This is a genomic window from Lacrimispora xylanolytica, from assembly GCF_026723765.1.
Classification (GTDB): domain Bacteria; phylum Bacillota; class Clostridia; order Lachnospirales; family Lachnospiraceae; genus Lacrimispora; species Lacrimispora xylanolytica.
The window spans coordinates 1,161,824-1,179,011 of sequence record NZ_CP113524.1 but is presented as its reverse complement, the minus strand read 5'-3'; the positions used below and the strand labels follow the sequence as shown (position 1 = coordinate 1,179,011).

15 protein-coding genes are annotated in these 17,188 nt (G+C 43.6%); all 15 read right to left on the bottom strand.

Features of this window, described 5'->3' with window-relative positions; all coding sequences use genetic code 11:
• Window positions 1-2: 2 nt before the first annotated feature.
• The gene (locus OW255_RS05665; protein ID WP_024836873.1) at window positions 3-1,253 is read right to left on the bottom strand and encodes an L-rhamnose isomerase; all 1,251 of its coding nucleotides are present in this window, start codon (window positions 1,251-1,253) and stop codon (window positions 3-5) included.
• Between the two features lie 23 nt (window positions 1,254-1,276).
• The gene (gene rhaM, locus OW255_RS05660; protein ID WP_268115924.1) at window positions 1,277-1,591 is read right to left on the bottom strand and encodes an L-rhamnose mutarotase; all 315 of its coding nucleotides are present in this window, start codon (window positions 1,589-1,591) and stop codon (window positions 1,277-1,279) included.
• Between the two features lie 13 nt (window positions 1,592-1,604).
• The gene (gene rhaB, locus OW255_RS05655) at window positions 1,605-3,041 is read right to left on the bottom strand and encodes a rhamnulokinase (protein ID WP_268115923.1); all 1,437 of its coding nucleotides are present in this window, start codon (window positions 3,039-3,041) and stop codon (window positions 1,605-1,607) included.
• A 95-nt stretch (window positions 3,042-3,136) separates the two neighbouring features.
• On the bottom strand, window positions 3,137-4,015 hold the full coding sequence (locus OW255_RS05650; protein WP_268115922.1) for a LysR family transcriptional regulator: 879 nt from the start codon (window positions 4,013-4,015) through the stop codon (window positions 3,137-3,139).
• Between the two features lie 83 nt (window positions 4,016-4,098).
• Window positions 4,099-5,283: an isocitrate/isopropylmalate family dehydrogenase gene (locus OW255_RS05645; RefSeq protein WP_268115920.1), complete on the bottom strand. Its 1,185-nt coding sequence runs from the start codon at window positions 5,281-5,283 to the stop codon at window positions 4,099-4,101.
• A gap of 3 nt (window positions 5,284-5,286) precedes the next feature.
• Window positions 5,287-7,242: an aconitate hydratase gene (locus OW255_RS05640; protein ID WP_024836878.1), complete on the bottom strand. Its 1,956-nt coding sequence runs from the start codon at window positions 7,240-7,242 to the stop codon at window positions 5,287-5,289.
• A gap of 218 nt (window positions 7,243-7,460) precedes the next feature.
• Window positions 7,461-7,703, bottom strand: a complete 243-nt coding sequence (locus OW255_RS05635) for a hypothetical protein (protein ID WP_024836879.1) — start codon at window positions 7,701-7,703, stop codon at window positions 7,461-7,463.
• 203 nt (window positions 7,704-7,906) lie between these two features.
• Window positions 7,907-8,881, bottom strand: coding sequence for an AraC family transcriptional regulator (locus OW255_RS05630; protein ID WP_268115918.1), 975 nt, complete (start codon window positions 8,879-8,881; stop codon window positions 7,907-7,909).
• Window positions 8,882-8,897: 16 nt separating this feature from the next.
• Window positions 8,898-9,761, bottom strand: coding sequence for an MORN repeat-containing protein (locus OW255_RS05625; protein ID WP_268115917.1), 864 nt, complete (start codon window positions 9,759-9,761; stop codon window positions 8,898-8,900).
• A 13-nt stretch (window positions 9,762-9,774) separates the two neighbouring features.
• A complete protein-coding gene (gene pdxR, locus OW255_RS05620; RefSeq protein WP_268116577.1) occupies window positions 9,775-11,202 on the bottom strand; it encodes a MocR-like pyridoxine biosynthesis transcription factor PdxR in 1,428 nt (475 codons plus the stop codon).
• 103 nt (window positions 11,203-11,305) lie between these two features.
• Window positions 11,306-12,979, bottom strand: coding sequence for a glutamine--tRNA ligase/YqeY domain fusion protein (locus OW255_RS05615; protein WP_268115916.1), 1,674 nt, complete (start codon window positions 12,977-12,979; stop codon window positions 11,306-11,308).
• Window positions 12,980-13,074: 95 nt separating this feature from the next.
• Window positions 13,075-13,350 carry a hypothetical protein gene (locus tag OW255_RS05610; RefSeq protein WP_024836884.1) on the bottom strand — a complete coding sequence of 92 codons (276 nt, stop codon included), beginning with the start codon at window positions 13,348-13,350 and terminating at the stop codon, window positions 13,075-13,077.
• Window positions 13,351-13,360: 10 nt separating this feature from the next.
• Entirely contained in the window at window positions 13,361-13,909 is a 549-nt protein-coding gene (locus OW255_RS05605) for a PadR family transcriptional regulator (protein WP_024836885.1), read from the bottom strand.
• Entirely contained in the window at window positions 13,893-15,098 is a 1,206-nt protein-coding gene (locus tag OW255_RS05600) for a macrolide family glycosyltransferase (protein ID WP_268115913.1), read from the bottom strand. The genes OW255_RS05605 and OW255_RS05600 overlap by 17 nt, the downstream gene beginning before the upstream one ends.
• Before the next feature lie 190 nt (window positions 15,099-15,288).
• Complete coding sequence (locus OW255_RS05595) at window positions 15,289-17,010, bottom strand: L,D-transpeptidase family protein (RefSeq protein ID WP_268115911.1); 1,722 nt, start codon at window positions 17,008-17,010, stop codon at window positions 15,289-15,291.
• Window positions 17,011-17,188 lie beyond the last annotated feature (178 nt).

The window sequence follows — 17,188 nt, the reverse complement described above, 5'->3', positions numbered from 1 at the left end:
CCTTATTTCCGGTTTAACAGTACGTCTTTTTCATAAGCAGCCACTGTTTTAAACCAGTCTTCCTTAGCCGGGACTCCATTTAGCTCACAGAAATAGTTCCACACATCTCCAATGGGATAAAGCTTTAATTCTTCCTGAAGCATCATAAGCTCCGTAAAGCTTCTGGTATTTTGAAGCTCAGCCAGTTTTTCATTTGGTAAAAGCAGTGCATTTAACAAGGCCTTCTGCATGTTTCTCATTCCAACCACCCAGGCACTGATGCGGTTAATGCTGGCATCGAAAAAGTCAAGGGCTAAAAGCACACGGTCTGAGCCGCCGCGGATAATTTCTTTTGCAATTTCCTTTGTCTCATCATCAAATAAAACTACGTGGTCACTATCCCAGCGCACCGGTCGTGTTACGTGCAGGGCAACCTTGTCAAAGAATAAAAGCATGGATGAAATCTTATCTGAAACCACCTCGGTCGGATGATAATGTCCGCTGTCAAGGAGGCAGAGGATGTCATTTTTAGAGGCGTAGTTCATATAGAATTCATGGGAGCCTACGGTACAGCTTTCCATACCGATTCCAAATACCTTTGATTCCACGGCTACAAGCACCTTTGTTTTATCATACTCCATGGAAAGGATCTGGTCCAGAGAATCCTTAAGTCTTGCTCTTGGAGAGGTACGGTCAGCAGGAATGTCCTTAAATCCGTCAGGAATCCAGATATTCATGGTACAAGGGGTTCCCTGCTCTGTGGCTAAATACTCTGAAATTCGGATGCATGCTTTTACATGGTCGATCCAGAATGAGCGAATCTTAGGATCTTCGCTTGATAAGGTGGCATGCTCTGCATTGGCATGTGAGAATAATGTGGGGTTAAAATCAATGCCAATGCCCCGTTCCTTTGCAAACTCTACCCATTTTTTAAAATGCTTTGGTTCCAGCTTATCTCTGTCAGCCCATTCTCCTTCTTCAAATATGGCATAGCTGGCATGTAAGTTAATGCGGTGCTTTCCAGGAATCAAGTTTAATGCCTGATCCATATCCGCCATTAATTCCTGTGGGTTTCTGGCACGGCCCGGATAATTTCCCGTGGTCTGGATTCCTCCGGAAAGAGCGCCTGCCCCATCAAATCCAGTTACGTCATCCCCCTGCCAGCAGTGCATGGAAATGGGAATCGCCTTTAATGCACTTATAGCGGCATCGGTATCCACACCAATCCCTTTGTAGCTTTCTTTTGCTGCCTCATATCTCTCTTTTATTGTCATCGCTTTCCTTCTCCTTTTCCCTATTAATCCAGATGAAATACTGGTGTTAAGCCAACCGAAACCGGACTGTTATCCGAATTGGTCTTCATAATGTCTGCCATGAAATCCCACCATTTGCGGTTGATGGCAGTATCGGCTGATTCAGCCCACCGCTCTTCGTCCTCAATTTCAATGTATCCGTAGAGTACGTTGGTCTCTTCGTCTAAGAAGATGGAATAATTATGGCCGCCGCACTGGCGTATCATCTCTTTCATCTCCGGCCATAGCATGTTATGTCTTTTTTCATATTCCTCTGCCATTCCTTCATTTAGATACATTTTAAATGATTTTCGGATCATAAAATTTCCTCCTTTATTTTTTCCCTTTTTGGGGCCTGTATTCCTTTACTGCAAAAGAACGGTATACGCCTTCTCTTGCCTGCTTTAAATCGTCAAATTCATGGAACGAAAGCATCTGAGCCAGTAAGTTTCCAATGGCAGTTGCCTCTCCTGGTCCTGCATAGACGGTTCTTCCAGTCATATCTGCTGTCAGCTGGTTTAAATATTCCGCTTGGGAGCCGCCGCCTACCACATGAATGGCAGGATATGTTTTCCCGGTAATGGACTCTAATTCCTTGATCGTTTTTTCATAACAGACTGCCAGACTGTTATAGATAACCGCTGAAATCTCCCCCGGTGTCTTTGGCTCCTGCTGATTGTGATTTCTGCAATACTCCCTTACTGCCTGTATCATGCTCTCCGGTGCCAGAAATACGCTGTCATTACAGTCTACGAGAGAAGAGATGGATTCCCTGGAAGCCATATCACAAAGCTGTGCAAAGGAATATTCCTCTCCTTGCCTGGAAAGCTCTTTTCTTACGGACTGGATCATCCAAAGTCCCATGATATTTTTTAAATACCGGTAACGGTAGTCATAGCCGCCCTCGTTGGTAAAATTTGCTTCCATGCTTTTGACGGAACAATCTGCTTTTAAAAGCTCTGTGCCCATGAGGGACCAGGTACCGGAGCTGATATAAAGAAGGTCTTCCATGGAACCGCCTGGGACCACAGGAACAGCCATTACGGCTGATGCCGTATCATGAGTGGCAGGAAGCACTACCTGACAATCAAAGCCTACTTCTTCTATTATTTGAGGAGCCAGCCCGCCTGCCAGTGTTCCTGGCATGGAAAGGGGTAAAAACAGCCCCTCTGGAAGTCCCAGGCTCTGAATCAAATCATAATCCCAGGTTCCTGTCTCCGGACTCACCAGCTGTGTGGTGGTAGCATTTGTGTATTCCTGCTTTTTTACTCCGGTAAGGAGATAATGAAAATAATCCGGAATCATTAAAAATGTTTCTGCCTCTTTTAAATGCTCAGGAGTTTGTTTCTTTACTGCCATCAGCTGATAAATGGTATTAAAAATCTGCTTCTGGATTCCGGTTCTTTCATAAAGGCTTAAAAGAGGTATAGTCTTATATACTTCCTCATCCATCCCCTTTGTGCGGTCATCCCGGTATCCAACAGCTTCGGAGAGAAGCTTTCCTTCCCGGTCAAGGAGAACAAAATCCACAGCCCAGGTATCAATGCCCATGCTCACAGGTATCTTACCTAGCTTTTTACACGCTTTCATGCCTTCTTTGATTTCTGCAAATAAGGACTCCACATCCCAGCAAAGCCTTTCCCCCATCCGTTTCATGCCATTTTCAAAGCGGTATATCTCCTCCAGAACCATGTTTCCATCTTTTACAGTTCCAAGAATATGACGTCCGCTGGAAGCACCAATGTCTACGGCAAGATAGTATTTCTCCATGCTTACCCCTCCTAGTTTTCTTATTCTAATCATAGTTTATTTTTCTATAAAAAATAAGGACGCTGTTTATTTAAAACAACGTCCTTATTTGCACATCATCGCGATGATACAATTACAAGCTTCTCTTCTATATAACGAATAAAATCTTCCAGCATCTTTGATTTTCTCTTGTTTTTCGAATAGATAAACCATGTATTTCTAAGTACCGGAGCTCCATTCCTTTTTGTCAAGGGAGTCAGACAAAGATCATGTTCGTTCACAAAGTTACTGGGAAGAAAACATAAAGTATACCCTAGTCCCTTGCCAATCAGCTGCCAGGCGAAATCAATAAACCCCACTTCCATACCCAAAGGGGGAGCTGTATGAAAACGATCCTGCCACCAATCACCTAAAAGCTCCTTGGTTCGGTCATTGGTGCTGTATGCAATCCACTGCAGACCGGGAAGCTGGTCCATATCAACCTTTTCCTTGGTAATGAGATATGCCTGATCCTCAGCAATCAGAGCTTTATTGACAGCGCCCTCATAATCACCGCGGATAAAAGCAACGTCTACCGCTTCCTCTAACATCTTTCGGAACAGGATATTGCTTTGATCATTCACAATGTGAAAATTCACATTGGGGTGGGTTTGATTGTATTGGTATAAAACATCAGTCAGGGTATATTTACTATAGGTGTAGGAAGAGCCTATAACAATGGTCTCTTCACCGCTTTCTTTTAATTCAGCCAGTCCCCGATTGGTCTCTTTCATAAAATCCAGATATACATTTGCCTGGTTTGCCAGAAATTCACCTTCTTTCGTAAACTCCAGGCCCTTTGGGGTTCTGTTTACAATGGTCACCTGAAATTCTGACTCCATCTGCTTCAGCCTTTTTGTGAGGGAAGGCTGGGTCATAAATAACAGGCTGGCCACCTTTGACATATTTGGATTTTTGTAAAGCTCATACAGGATCACCCAATCAGAATCTTTCATTGCCTTTACCTCTTTGTCCGTTTCCTCCATTTTATCAGACCTTTTCCTTCCATACAAGGAGGAAGTTACACGTGAAAAAGAGGTTATCCTATTTGATCTATGGTATTAAGAAGGTAATCCGTAAATTCAGCCGCACTGGCATCTTCTATTCTGGTCGTGACCACTGTTTTTTTCTCTGTCACCGTACAAATATTGAGTGCCTGATCCAAAAGTGCTTTCTTTTCTCCATATCCAATATGCTGGAGCATCTGCCCCATAGCCCGGATTAAGCTGCATGGATCTGCATATTCCCCTCTGCCCTGGGACATTAGATAGGGGGCTGTCCCATGGATTGCTTCAAACATGGCATATTGATTGCCTATATTGGCAGACGAGGCAGTGCCAAGTCCTCCCTGATGTTCCGCTGCAACATCGGTGACAATATCCCCATATAAATTAGGAAGAATGATTACTTCCATTTCTTTATTAAATTCCGGATCCATCATTTTGGCACACATGGCATCCACGAACCGGTCCTGAACTTTAATTTCCGGGTATTCCTCTCCCACCTTATGAACCATTTTACTGAAGTTTCCGTCGGTCAGTTTGACGATATTTGCTTTTGTCACCACAGTAATATTCTTTTTTCCATTCTTTCTTGCAAAGTCAAACGCAGCTTTCGCAATGCGTTCACTGCCTCTTGTTGTCTGGATCTTAAAATCAATTGCAAGATCTTCATTCACCTGAATTCCCTTGTTCCCCCAGATATACTCTCCTTCAATATTTTCCCGGAAGAATGTCCAGTCAATATTTTTTTCTGGTATCTTTACTGGGCGGACTGCTGCAAACAGGTCCAGCCCTCTCCTTAGCAGACTGTTGGCACTGATGAGATTTGGCAGCCCGTCTCCTTCCTTAGGCGTTACCATGGGGCCTTTTACCAGAACATGACATTTTTTAATCTCTTTCAATACCTCCTCAGGCAGGCTGTTCCTTTTTTCCACCCGGTTTTCAATGGTCATTCCTTCTATGGTCCTTAATTCTATTTTCCCCTGGTCAATTTCTTCTGAAACCAGCCTTTTCACCACCCGAAGCGCCTGTTCCATGATAATAGGACCAATGCCGTCTCCAGGCAGGATTCCCACTATGATCTTTGGAAGCTCATTAAAATCCGTCACTTCTGTATTGGATTTCATGCGCTCAATTCTTTCATACTCTCCTTGAATTAAGCTTCCGAAGGTCTCCTCGGCTATTTTTCTATAATCCATGATTTCTCCTTTTACTCCGGCCATATCTTATGCCTCCTTTGTCAGCTGTTTTTTTAAATAAGCCAGCTGTCCTCCGTTTAAGACGACCTCCATCTCATTGTCCGTTATTTCAAGCTTCACATCAAACAGAAAATGGCGTGTTTTATTCTTTATGGTTACGGTTCTTGTAGGAATCTGTTCCAGCAGGTTTTCAATTTCCAGTTCATCTTCCAGCTCCAATCCCTGGTAATCCTCAGAGTTTGCAAATATCATGGGAATGATGCCATGATTGATTAAATTCCCCTTATGAATTCTGGCGATGCTCTTTGCAATGACTGCCTTTACCCCAAGATACATGGGATTTATGGCCGCATGCTCTCTGGAAGAACCTTGTCCATAATTTTCTCCGGCAATGATAATGCTTTTCCCCATGGCTTTTGCGCGCGCCGCAAAATCAGGTGCATAGCGATGGTAGCAGTACTGCGACATCAGCGGGATATTGGAGCGCATGCTGCTGAATTCTGCACTTGCCGGTGTAATGTCATCTGTGGAAATGTTATCTCCGCCTTTTAAGCTGATGGGGGCGCACAGATATTGCTCCGGTGCATCGGGTATTGGAAGGGGCTTAATATTGGGGCCCCGCACCACAGAAACTTCCACCCCTTCCTCCTCTGAAAGGGGCTTAATGAGCATTCCGTCATCAATTCCAAATTCTTCAGGCTCTCTTACCTCTCCCAGTTTCCAAATTTCTTCTCCCATAATATCCTCTGCCGTAGCAAAGGTACCTGCAATGGCGGTAGCGGCAGCGCTTTCTGGGCTTACCAAATAGATTTCAGCCGTGGGATTTCCTGCTCTTCCTATAAAATTCCGGTTGGTGGTACGAACGGCAATTCCTTTGGTGGCAGGAGTCTGCCCGATGGCACAACAGGGACCGCAGGCAATTTCCAGCATCCGCACTCCTGCATCAAGCAGCATATCAATATATCCATCCTGCATCAGCTTTTTATATATCTGTTTTGACGCCACTGCACAGGTACAGCTTACCGTTTCATTTACCAGATGACCCTTTAATACCAGTGCAGCTTTTGCGATATCAGAATAACTGGCATTGGTGCAGCTTCCGATAAATACCTGCTGCACAGGCTTTTTTTCCACATCTCGGATACGCTTCACGTTATCTGGCTGGTGGGGGCAGGAAACCAAAGGCTCCAGCTCACTTAAATTGATTTCCATACAGTCATCATATTCCGCATCTAAATCAGGAAGCAGCTCTTTGTAATCCTGTTCACGCCCCTGGGAGGCTAAAAACTTACGAACCTGTTCATCTGCTGGAAAGATTGACGTTGTTGCCCCCGTTTCTGCCCCCATATTTGCAATGGTTGCCCTGGCAGAGACTTCTAATGCCTCCGCACCTGGTCCTACATATTCATATACATTTAAAAGGCCGCCTTTGATGCTGACACGGCGCAAAAGCTCCAGAATGATTTCCTTGGAATTACAGCCTGGCTTTAATGCACCAGTCAGATTCACCTTGATAACCCTTGGCATGGTAAGGCGCATGGGAACTCCTGTCATTGCGGTAGCCACATCCATGCCCCCTACTCCGATACAGAGCATGCCAATGGAGCCACCATGAGGCGTATGGCTGTCACCGCCCATACTGATTTTCCCCGGAACTCCAAACCGGGCCACATGGACCGAATGGCAGATTCCGTTGCCTGGACGTGATACATAGACTCCGTAGCGTTTTGCAACGGACTGGAGATAAATGTGGTCATCCGGTGTTTTATGATCTACGTACAATAAGTTGTGATCCAGATAGCTGACGCTGCACTCAGTTTTTACACGGTCAATTCCCACCGCCTCGAAGGCAAGGTAAGTCATGACTGCATTGATGTCATGAGTCAGTGTCTGGTCCACCTTTACAAATACTTCCTCTCCAGGAATCATGTTTCCTGAAATTAAATGCGACTTAATAATCTTATGTGTTAATGATTTTCCCACAAGTATGCCTCCTTATATGACTCTCCTATGATTTTATCCTCCCTTTATGCCCCTTGCATAATGAAATTTAGGAATGCTCTTATAAAAAACAAGAATAGGTTTCTTTTGCCCTAAATATAAATAAAAAAAGACCAGAGCCCTTCTTAAAAGGTTCTGGCCTGATCATCGATTAACTTCTTATCATGAATGATTATAACACGTTAACTTCCATGATTATGTTATTCTGCTGGCTCCGTTTTTGATGAGATCAACAGTTCTTTTAAATCCATAATAGACATTTCGTGCTCGTCCAATATAGAGGATACTTCTTTAAACTGTTCCAGTTTTATCTTATCCTGAATTTCTTTTTCTTTTTCCTCTAATGTAACCAGACAATCCTTATACTGTTTCATGGATTCTCTTACCTCTTTTAATTCTTCGCTTAACTTCTCAAGCGGTGTCTTTCTTACTCCTCTTGGCATTTCGGTTCTCTCCTTTACAGAAATTATTTGTCAACCTTATATAACAAATATATGCCAACTCTATTTTATTTATTACCATACATATCCATTTTGAAAAAGTTTTAACTTAAACTTTTTTTGATATTTAAGATATTACTTAAACGTTAAGTTCAGGAATAGAACCATTTTTAAGGAGTTGAAAGTTTAGAATTTAACAATGTATTCTAAGAATTAGCTGTTTTATTCTTTTCCCTGTATTCTTTCGGTGACATACTGTAATAACCTCGAAAGATTCTGTGAAAATAACTGGTATTATCATAACCTACAGCTATGGAAATATCAGTAACAGATAACCTGGTATTGAGTAAAAGAAAGGAGGCCTGATTTAGCCGTTTGATCTGCAATAATTCCTTATAAGTCCGTCCGGTCAGCTTCTTTATGGCTCTGCTTAACCAGTATATATTATAGTTTAAGGATTTTGCCAGCTCCGTAAGTTCCCCTTCTTTATAATTTTCATCAATGAATGTAAGAACCTGAAAAATAAGCTTTTGCTCAAAGCCTTCCCTTGTATGGCTGATCTTATCGGTATAATGCATCAGCTGCAAAAACAAGAGCCCCATGGTTACCTGATTGATGCTTCTTTTATTGGGCTGGTCATAAAGTAAGGTCCACACCATATTTTCCACCAGATTCTGAATGGGAAGTACATCTGCCACCTGAAAATGTAGGTAGCTGGCATACCGGGGATCAAAGCAGAGGCTGCCCACTAAAAAATCCCGCAAAAGGTTTTCTTCTTCTCCCATCATCTCAAAGGCAGTATCAAAAAATTCAGGAAGAATGATGAAATTCACCGCAATATCACCTTCTCCTGCCGGGAAAATCTCCTGATCGGCATGCTGATTTAAAAACAGCAGCTCTCCTGTTTTTAAAACTACCCGCTCTCCATCAATGATATGAGTGGTTTCTCCTTTGCACATGTAAATCACTTCAATGTAATTATGCTTGTGCCTTGGAAAATGAACAAATCTGGTATGAGGCCGGATCCGAATCATTTTCCCGTGTTCCAGCATCTTTTTACTGTCGATGACCAGATCTCTGCCTTCAGTATACCGCTTTATATCTATCTCTGTCCGACCGTTTATGATTTCCCGTTCCTCATCCGTTATGACTCCAAGACGGTCAATGATTTCCTGATTCACAGGGCAAAGCCTCCTTTTAATCTGTTGAAAACTGGATAAAATTCTTCCACCTATCTTCTTTTATATCGCTCTCACTTAAGGTATAGGCGTGATTTTCATCCTGGTCTGCCATCCGTTTATAAATGACTTTCCCCTCATCGTCATGTTCCTGTATCCAGCGGTCATCTGGCACAATCACACCATCAGCCGTCTGAAAATCCCATTTGGCAGTCTCACCAGAAGCATTGGTGGTGGTATATATCACTTCCCCCTCCATGAGATCGTCTTTAAAATTTCCTTCTTTTGCACTCTTCTTATTAATATCTCCCATTGCTCCGTCATAATAATTATAGCCGCTTGCACCGCTTCCGTTCATTCTTCCCTGAGACCAGGTACCGTAAGAGTAATCGTACCGCTTTCCTTCGTCAAGAGTAATCACCTGGAGAGCCGTACACTTTCCCTGTGGAAGCCCTCCCGCAAATTCTCCATAAAAAACAGTGGTCCTCTTTAAAAACACCATGCCTTTTGTTCCAGTCATCTCCTTTGATAAAGCAGTTCCATCATACATGATAGGAAATTCTGTCCAGCTAAGCGGATAGCTGTCTATCAGCCTGGCTGCTCCTTCCAAATCCCCGCTATCAAAATATAAAGTAAGACTATTTAAAAACTCTTTATCCGCCTCCGTAAGGGGGACTTCTGTCTTATCAGGCACCGATTCTCCGCCGGTTTTCGCCTTTGCCACAGGAGCCTCTTTCTGGGCCGGGACTGGGGCCGGGGCCGGTTTCCCATTTTGAAGAGTACCTGCCACGGATAAGAGAAATAACAAAAGAGCGGTCAGTCCGATGGCAGCCAGTACCCGGATATTATCCTGTTTTTTTATTTCGTTCCATTTATGATTCACAGCATCCCTCCCTCTATTCTTCCACCCTCCAGGCCTTTTTAAGAAGATCTAGGCCTCTGGTGATCTCTTCTTCATTAAGGCTTGCAAAGCCCAGTACTATGGTCGGTGGGTAGTTATTATGTTCCTCATGAATAAAGTATCCTGACATTCCATATACCTTAACCCCCGCCTGTTCTGCCTGATTGATAAGTTCTTCTTCGGTCCGTCCCTTTAAATCCGTAAGCAGCAGATGAAGGCCTGCGTATTCTCCCTTTATGAGAAACTGCTCCTCAAATGGCTTAAGACCTGCAATTAAAACATCATGCTTTGCCTTATATACGGCTCTCATCCGGTTTAAATGACGCTCATAATGGCCTTCCTCCATAAACTGATAAAGAATATTCTGGTCGATGCGGGAAACCGTGGAGGCATAAAAGCTAACCTTTTCCCGGTAAACTGACAGCAAAGATTTTGGAAGCACCATGTAGCTCACCCGAATAGCGGGTGCGATGGATTTAGAAAAGGTCCCGATGTAAATGACCTTATCCTTTTGATCCATACCCTGTAAGGCTGGAATGGGCTGTCCCTTATAGCGGAATTCACTGTCATAATCGTCTTCAATTAAATATCTGCCTTCTTTTTTACAGGCCCAGGAAAGCAGCTCCTGGCGGCGCTTCACCGGCATGACAATTCCCGTTGGATACTGGTGGGAGGGCATAACATAGGCGGTATCGGCTCCGCTTTCCTCTAAAAGTCTCACATCCATCCCCTGCTGGTCCATGAATACAGGGACTACCTGATAGTTTAAGCTGTAAAAGACCCGGTAGGCCTGTTTGTAGGTTGGATTTTCCATGGCTATAATCCGGTCACTGGAGAGAATCTGGGACAGCAGCATAAGAAGGTATTCGCTTCCTGCACCAACAATGATCTGCTCCGCCAGGCAGTTCACGCCTCGGGCAGAATGGAGATATGTGCGGATGGCTTCCCGAAAACCAGCCTCTCCTTTTGGATCCCCGGTAACAAACATCTCTCTGTTATCATCCACCAGGGTGTTTTTCGATATTTTCCTCCAGGTATTGAAAGGAAATGCACCAAGATCAATTCCTCTTGGTGAAAAATCCACAAGAATGCCTGACCCGGTCATGGAATGAGGAAAGCCTGATTGTAACAGGGAAGCTCCCTTTTCTTTTAACTCCTGTCCGGTATGCACCAGACCATCAATCTCTAAGACGTAATAGCCTTTATAGGGAACTGCCTCAATATAGCCTTCTGACAGCAATTGTTCGTATGCCATCTGGGTGGTGCTCCGGCTCACCTTTAAATGCTCCGCCAATAATCTGGTGGAAGGAAGACGGGTCGCCGGCTTTAGATTACCTTTCTTAATCTCTTCTTTGATATAAGTATAAATCTGGCTGTAATAGGAAAGACCAGCCTGATTTTTCAGAGGAATCATCAGCTCCAAGATATCGTCTCCTTTCTGCTTCCAAAGGAAAAAATGCCACACGCCCTTTCTTTTCTCGGTCATGCAGCACTTCTTCCTTTGACCGGCATCTAGCCTGTCATCATTATTTTGTTATTTTAAAGGAACTCTTTAAGGATACAATCCGGTTAAATACTAAATGTTCTGGTGTACTGTCTTTACAGTCCACGCAGAAAAATCCGTTTCTAACAAACTGGAAGCTGTCATAAGCTCTTGCTTTTGCAAGCTCAGGTTCCACAAAACAGTTCTTTATAATGGTCAGAGAGTTGGGATTTAAGTTTAAGCTTCCGTCTTCGTTTAATTTCCCTTTTTCCTCATCCACAATGTTTTCATACAGACGGCATTCTGCCACTTCAGCCGTTTTTGCTGCCACCCAGTGAATGGTGCCCTTTACCTTTCTTCCTTCAAAGCCGGAACCGCTTCTTGTCTCAGGATCATAGGTACAGTGTACGACGGTTACATTGCCATCTGCATCTTTTTCACAGCTTGTACAGGTCACAAAGTAAGCATTCATAAGGCGAACTTCATTGCCAGGGAAAAGGCGGAAATACTTTTTCACAGGCTCTTCCATAAAGTCTTCCCGTTCAATATAAAGCTCCTTGCCAAACGGTATCTTTCTCTCTCCAAGCTCTGGATTTTCCAGGTTATTGGGAGCATCCAGATACTCAATGGTATCTTCCGGATAATTATCAATGATAAGCTTAATGGGATCTAAAATAGCCATCACTCTTGGTTTTTTCAGCTTTAAATCTTCCCGGATACAATATTCAAGCATGGCATAATCCACGGAACTGTTGGCTTTTGAAACACCTACTAAATCCACGAACATACGAAGTGCTTCCGGAGTATAGCCTCTTCTTCTTAAAGCTGCAATAGAAACAAGACGAGGATCATCCCATCCATCTACAACGTTATCCTCAACCAGCTTCTTTATATACCGCTTACCGGTTATTACATTGGTAAGATAAAGCTTTGCAAATTCGATCTGACGGGGAGGATTTGGATATTCACATTCCTTAACCACCCAGTCATAAAGAGGTCTGTGGTCTTCAAATTCCAGCGTACAGATAGAATGAGTAATGTTTTCAATAGCGTCCTCAATGGGGTGGGCAAAATCATACATGGGATAAATGCACCATGCATCTCCGGTATTATGATGGGTCATGCGGGCCACACGGTAAATAACCGGATCACGCATGTTAATGTTTGGAGAAGCCATATCAATCTTCGCACGGAGCACCTTTTCTCCGTCCTTGTATATTCCAGCCTTCATCTCTTCAAACAGCTTTAAGTTTTCTTCCACACTTCGGTTTCTGTATGGACTCTCTTTTCCCGGAGTTTTGAAATCACCGCGGTATTCTCTGATTTCCTCCGCAGTTAAATCACAGACAAATGCTTTTCCTTTTTTAATTAAAAGAACGGCACAGTCATACATTTCCTGAAAATAATTGGAAGCAAAGAAAAGGCGGTCTGAAAAGTCAGCTCCCAGCCACTTTACGTCTTCCATAATGGATTCCACGAATTCTGTCTTCTCTTTTGTCGGGTTTGTATCATCAAAACGGAGGTTGAATTTTCCACCATACTTCTGAGCCAGGCCATAGTTAAGCAATATAGACTTTGCATGTCCAATATGCAGATAACCGTTTGGTTCCGGAGGAAATCTCGTTTGCACGTGATTATAAACTCCTTCGGAAAGATCCTTGTCTATCTCCTGTTCAATAAAGTTTTTAGAAACAATTTCTTCTTTGTTATCTTCCATCTCTCTTCCTCCATGTCAGTATTTCCAATAATACATTATCATACCATACTTCATCCATTTAGAAAAGGGGGAAAAGAACAGGGATTTGCTCATTTTTACTTTCTTCTGGCGGATTCCCATATTTCTATTTTCTCTTCATACTGCTGGTTGATCCAGTCCACGGCCTGTTCCCGTCCTTCTTCCGAAAATGGAAAGACTTCTTTTGTTTTTTGTTCGTCAGGAGTTGCCTCATAACAGTAAGGTTCCGGGTATACCGTAGCTTCCAGTCCCTCTTCTTCTTTTTTGATCCGGTAGCGCATTCCCATCATGCTTCCGGTGTACGCTTCTTTTTTAAAAAACTGTATGGGCACGAATGTCTCTTTTTTTAGCATGGCCTTCTCCTTATTTCAGTAAATCAATTTCGTTCAGCATCTCATCGCACCATGCGATGGCAGACTCTGCAGAACGGATTCCATATCTTAGGGGGGCATATAGGAAGAATCCCTGCTGTGTTTCCAGAGCCCCTTCCTTTTGTTTCATATATTCTTCCATTTTACCATATCCATCGAGTTTTTTCACGTAATCTTCTTTGTATTTTAAAATCATGCTCCTGATCTCATCTTTATGAAGATCCTTGGAGAAGGATAGCTTTAACAGAAACTCCGATCTGGCAGGCTGATAATGGGCCGGTTCTTTTAGCCAGCTTAAGAATTCCTCTCTGCCTTTTCCGGTTATGGCATACTTCTTTTTCCTGTCATTCGTCTCCTCTTCCACCCGCTCTATGAGACCTTCCTCCTGCAGCGCTTTGAGCACCGGATAGATATGGCCGTAATTCTCATTCCAGAAATGGGCGATGATCCGGTCGCAGTATTTCTTAATATCATAGCCAGTACAGGGGGAACTATTTAAGACACCTAAAATAGCGTAGCGTGTTTTATTCTTCACTGACATCTTTTTTCTCCTTCCATTCTGCAAGCAGCTTATGAATCTCATCTGCTGCCTGTTTCATACCTCCTGTTTTCTCAAACTCAAGACGAAGCTTCTGACAGGCTTTCTCATAATTTGGCTCATTCATGACCTCCCAGGCCTTTTCTTTTATAATGGAAGAAGTTGCTTCCTTCCATATCATCCTGATTCCGCAGCCCATGGATTCCACCTGTTTCGCCACCAGGAACTGGTCATTGACCATGGGGAACAGGAGCATGGGTACAACGCTTAGAATGGCCTCTTTGACGCTGTTTAAGCCGCTGTGGGTAAGAAACAAGCTGGCATGCTTTAAGACCTCCAGCTGAGGCACATATGGCCTTACCATGAAATTGGCTGGGATATGAGTAAAATCAGATATCTGACACTTTTTTCCCACAGAAAGAACCACTACACCATCAAAGTCTTTAAAGGCTTCCATGCACATTTCATAAAATTCCGATATCTGATTGTTTATGGTCCCAAGGGAAATGTAAATCACCTTCTTATCCTGAAGCTGTTCTATTGGGAAATCTCCCATGTCCTCCTCCCGGAGCATTGGGCTTACAAACCGGTAGGAATCGTCAAGGAGCTGGCTGCCTGGGTTAAATGCCTTTGAAGTATAAACCATATTTAAGTCCCCCTGATTTTGAAAAAAGGACAGAGGATCAGGAACCGGCAATTGATAGGAAGAGCAAAGCTCATGAAGTCTGCGGTAAAACTCATCAAGCTGGGGATGGGTCCCCCGCTCTAACATGCTGTCAGGAATGGGAAGGCTGCTTAAGGCAAAGGAGGAGACAGAACCAATCACAGGCACGCTAAGAATTCCTCTCAAAAACTGGCCGGCTCCCAGAACGCTGTCACATATCAGACAGTCAAAGGTCCTCTCCTTCCAGACCTCTAAAATCATCGGAATCAGTATCTCATCAAGGCGGATCATATATTCCAGTATGGTGAAAAACGGGTGATTTCCCGTGGGACGGTATCCCTTATAAAATTCCTCCAGTTCCTCACCTCCATTTATGCAGATAGCCCCAGCCTCCGACAAGGAATTACGGAAAGAATCAGCTCCAAAGTACCATACCTTATCTCCTCGGTTCACAAGTTCTTCTACCAAAGGCAGGGTTGGATTTACATGACCATGAAGATTGCCATTAACAAACAGTATATTAGACATACGCTCCTCCTACTATATCAGATTGATATATTTTATATTATATCAGTCTGATATACTTGTCAAGTAAAGTTCATAAGGGAAGGAGACGAAGGGAAGACAGGAGGCAGTATTCTTTATTACAGCAAAAAGAGGCAGCCTCCTATTAAATATCCGGAGACTGCCTCTGATTTTATTATTAGATTCCTTTCCCCTACATCCCAGGTCCGGACTTATTCTTTCCCGTACTTTTCGATGCGCCAGGCCCTGCCTCCTGGTCAAAGGAAGGATGGGCTGAAACTGTGGTTGGGGTGGTTGCCGCCGGAGCCGTAGTCGGAGCTGCTGTTGTTGGCGCTGCTGTCGTAGGTGCTGCGGTGGTTGGTTGTGTGGCTGGCTGAGTAGCTGCCTGGGTGGTTGGCTGGGTACCTGCCTGAGTCGTTGGCTGCTGGGCGCCTTTTGTCTCTTCCTTTTTTCCGGTTCCATTGGAAGTAGTCAGAGACTCGGTTCCTGGCAGATGATAACAAAGGACCGGAATTCCTGCACCTATGTTCTCAAAAATGGTCTTTGCAACGGCTGGAGGAAGATTGATACAGCCATGAGAGCCGCTGGTCTTATAGATAGAACCTCCAAAGGTGCTCCGCCATTTGGCATCGTGAAGACCGATATTGCCGTTAAATGGCATCCAGTAATCCACAGGAGTTCTGTAATTCTCTCCCTTAAGTGTGGCATTGCGTTCTTTATAAGTAAGGGCGTAAGCTCCTGCTGGAGTAGACCAGCCCTTGGATTCATTGCCTGATACGAAATCAGATTCCACAATTAGCTTGCCGTCTTTATAATAGTAGATATGCTGAGCCGTCAAGTTGATCTCCACATATGTATTCCCATAATCCTTAGCGCCTCTGCTGGCGCCCCTCTGTTTATAAACAGGCTCTCTTACCTGACTGTTACCGGTACGGATCAGCTCTGCCAACTCGTCTGCCTCAGCACTCTGATTGATTTTAAAGCCATAGCTTCCTCCGGTAATTTTCACATTCTGTCCGGTGGAAGTGGTGAAATTCTTGGCCTTGTAGGCCGTATCATAGGTACTTGCCAGTTCTTTTACATAATCACTGACGGATTTACTGTCTAAATAAACCTGGCCGCTGTCATCGGTTTTGACCCATTTGGAGATGGTATCTCCGCTTAGTACCTTTTTCTCATCGCCGAAGTTATATGTAATCGTGGTGTTGACATACTTATTCATGGTCTGAACCTTGCTTACAAGCCCTGGATCATTGGTCGGCACCTTAGGAGAGATATAAGCTCCCACCTCGTCTAAATTAAGCTCCGGCTTTAAATCCATAACTGCATTTGATATCTCTGACTTCAACTTTTCCGGGTTTAATTCTTTGCCATCCTTGGCCGGCTTAATCTGGTAACCCTGACCAGAGACGTAATCAGAAATTGATGCGTTCTGAGCCTTATCCTCTTCGTCTATCTTTAAGCAGGATAATCCGTTTACCACAGTATCAAATTTATTCTGGTCATACTGAATCATGGTTCCGATTTCAAATGACTGGGGCTTCCTTAAGTGTTTTGCCCAGGAAAGGGGCTTTTGTTCTCCCAGCAAAGATTCCAGCTTTCCATCGAATACGGCTTCCAGACCGATATCCATGCCTTTAATCTCTTCCGTGGTTCCTCCCCGTTCCTGTAAGGTAAGCTTATAATCATCAATGGTCAAAGCAATCATCTTTTTGACTTCCATCACTGATTTTTTTGAAACGTCCATTCCATTGATAACGGTTTTAGGGAAAAACACCTTTTGATATGATCTGCCAACCTGTATGTATGCAAAAGCAGCAATCAGCGCTGCTGCCATAATTCCGCCTCCAACTAATGCCAGCCCCGATACTCCTAAGGACTTCTTCTTTCTGCTGCGCTGTTCATGTTTTTCCATTTATTTCCTACCTCTTTGCTATCCTTTTCGTTCAGAATCAATTATAACGGATAAACGCGAAATATGTCTAAATATTTATGGTATATTTCTTGACGTTTTTATTACGATTTCCAGGAAAGAGTTATTAAGATTTTTCACAGAGAGGAATTGCTCTTCATAAAATGAAACTAAGAATGTT

Bases quoted from the DNA above. Each gene is read 5' to 3' on its own strand.
- OW255_RS05665 (WP_024836873.1), bottom strand. From the start codon at position 1,253: ATGACAATAAAAGAGAGATATGAGGCAGCAAAAGAAAGCTACAAAGGG.
- rhaM (WP_268115924.1), bottom strand. From the start codon at position 1,591: ATGATCCGAAAATCATTTAAAATGTATCTAAATGAAGGAATGGCAGAG.
- rhaB (WP_268115923.1), bottom strand. From the start codon at position 3,041: ATGGAGAAATACTATCTTGCCGTAGACATTGGTGCTTCCAGCGGACGT.
- OW255_RS05650 (WP_268115922.1), bottom strand. From the start codon at position 4,015: ATGAAAGATTCTGATTGGGTGATCCTGTATGAGCTTTACAAAAATCCA.
- OW255_RS05645 (WP_268115920.1), bottom strand. From the start codon at position 5,283: ATGGCCGGAGTAAAAGGAGAAATCATGGATTATAGAAAAATAGCCGAG.
- OW255_RS05635 (WP_024836879.1), bottom strand. From the start codon at position 7,703: ATGCCAAGAGGAGTAAGAAAGACACCGCTTGAGAAGTTAAGCGAAGAA.
- OW255_RS05615 (WP_268115916.1), bottom strand. From the start codon at position 12,979: ATGGAAGATAACAAAGAAGAAATTGTTTCTAAAAACTTTATTGAACAG.
- OW255_RS05610 (WP_024836884.1), bottom strand. From the start codon at position 13,350: ATGCTAAAAAAAGAGACATTCGTGCCCATACAGTTTTTTAAAAAAGAA.
- OW255_RS05605 (WP_024836885.1), bottom strand. From the start codon at position 13,909: ATGTCAGTGAAGAATAAAACACGCTACGCTATTTTAGGTGTCTTAAAT.
- OW255_RS05600 (WP_268115913.1), bottom strand. From the start codon at position 15,098: ATGTCTAATATACTGTTTGTTAATGGCAATCTTCATGGTCATGTAAAT.
- OW255_RS05595 (WP_268115911.1), bottom strand. From the start codon at position 17,010: ATGGAAAAACATGAACAGCGCAGCAGAAAGAAGAAGTCCTTAGGAGTA.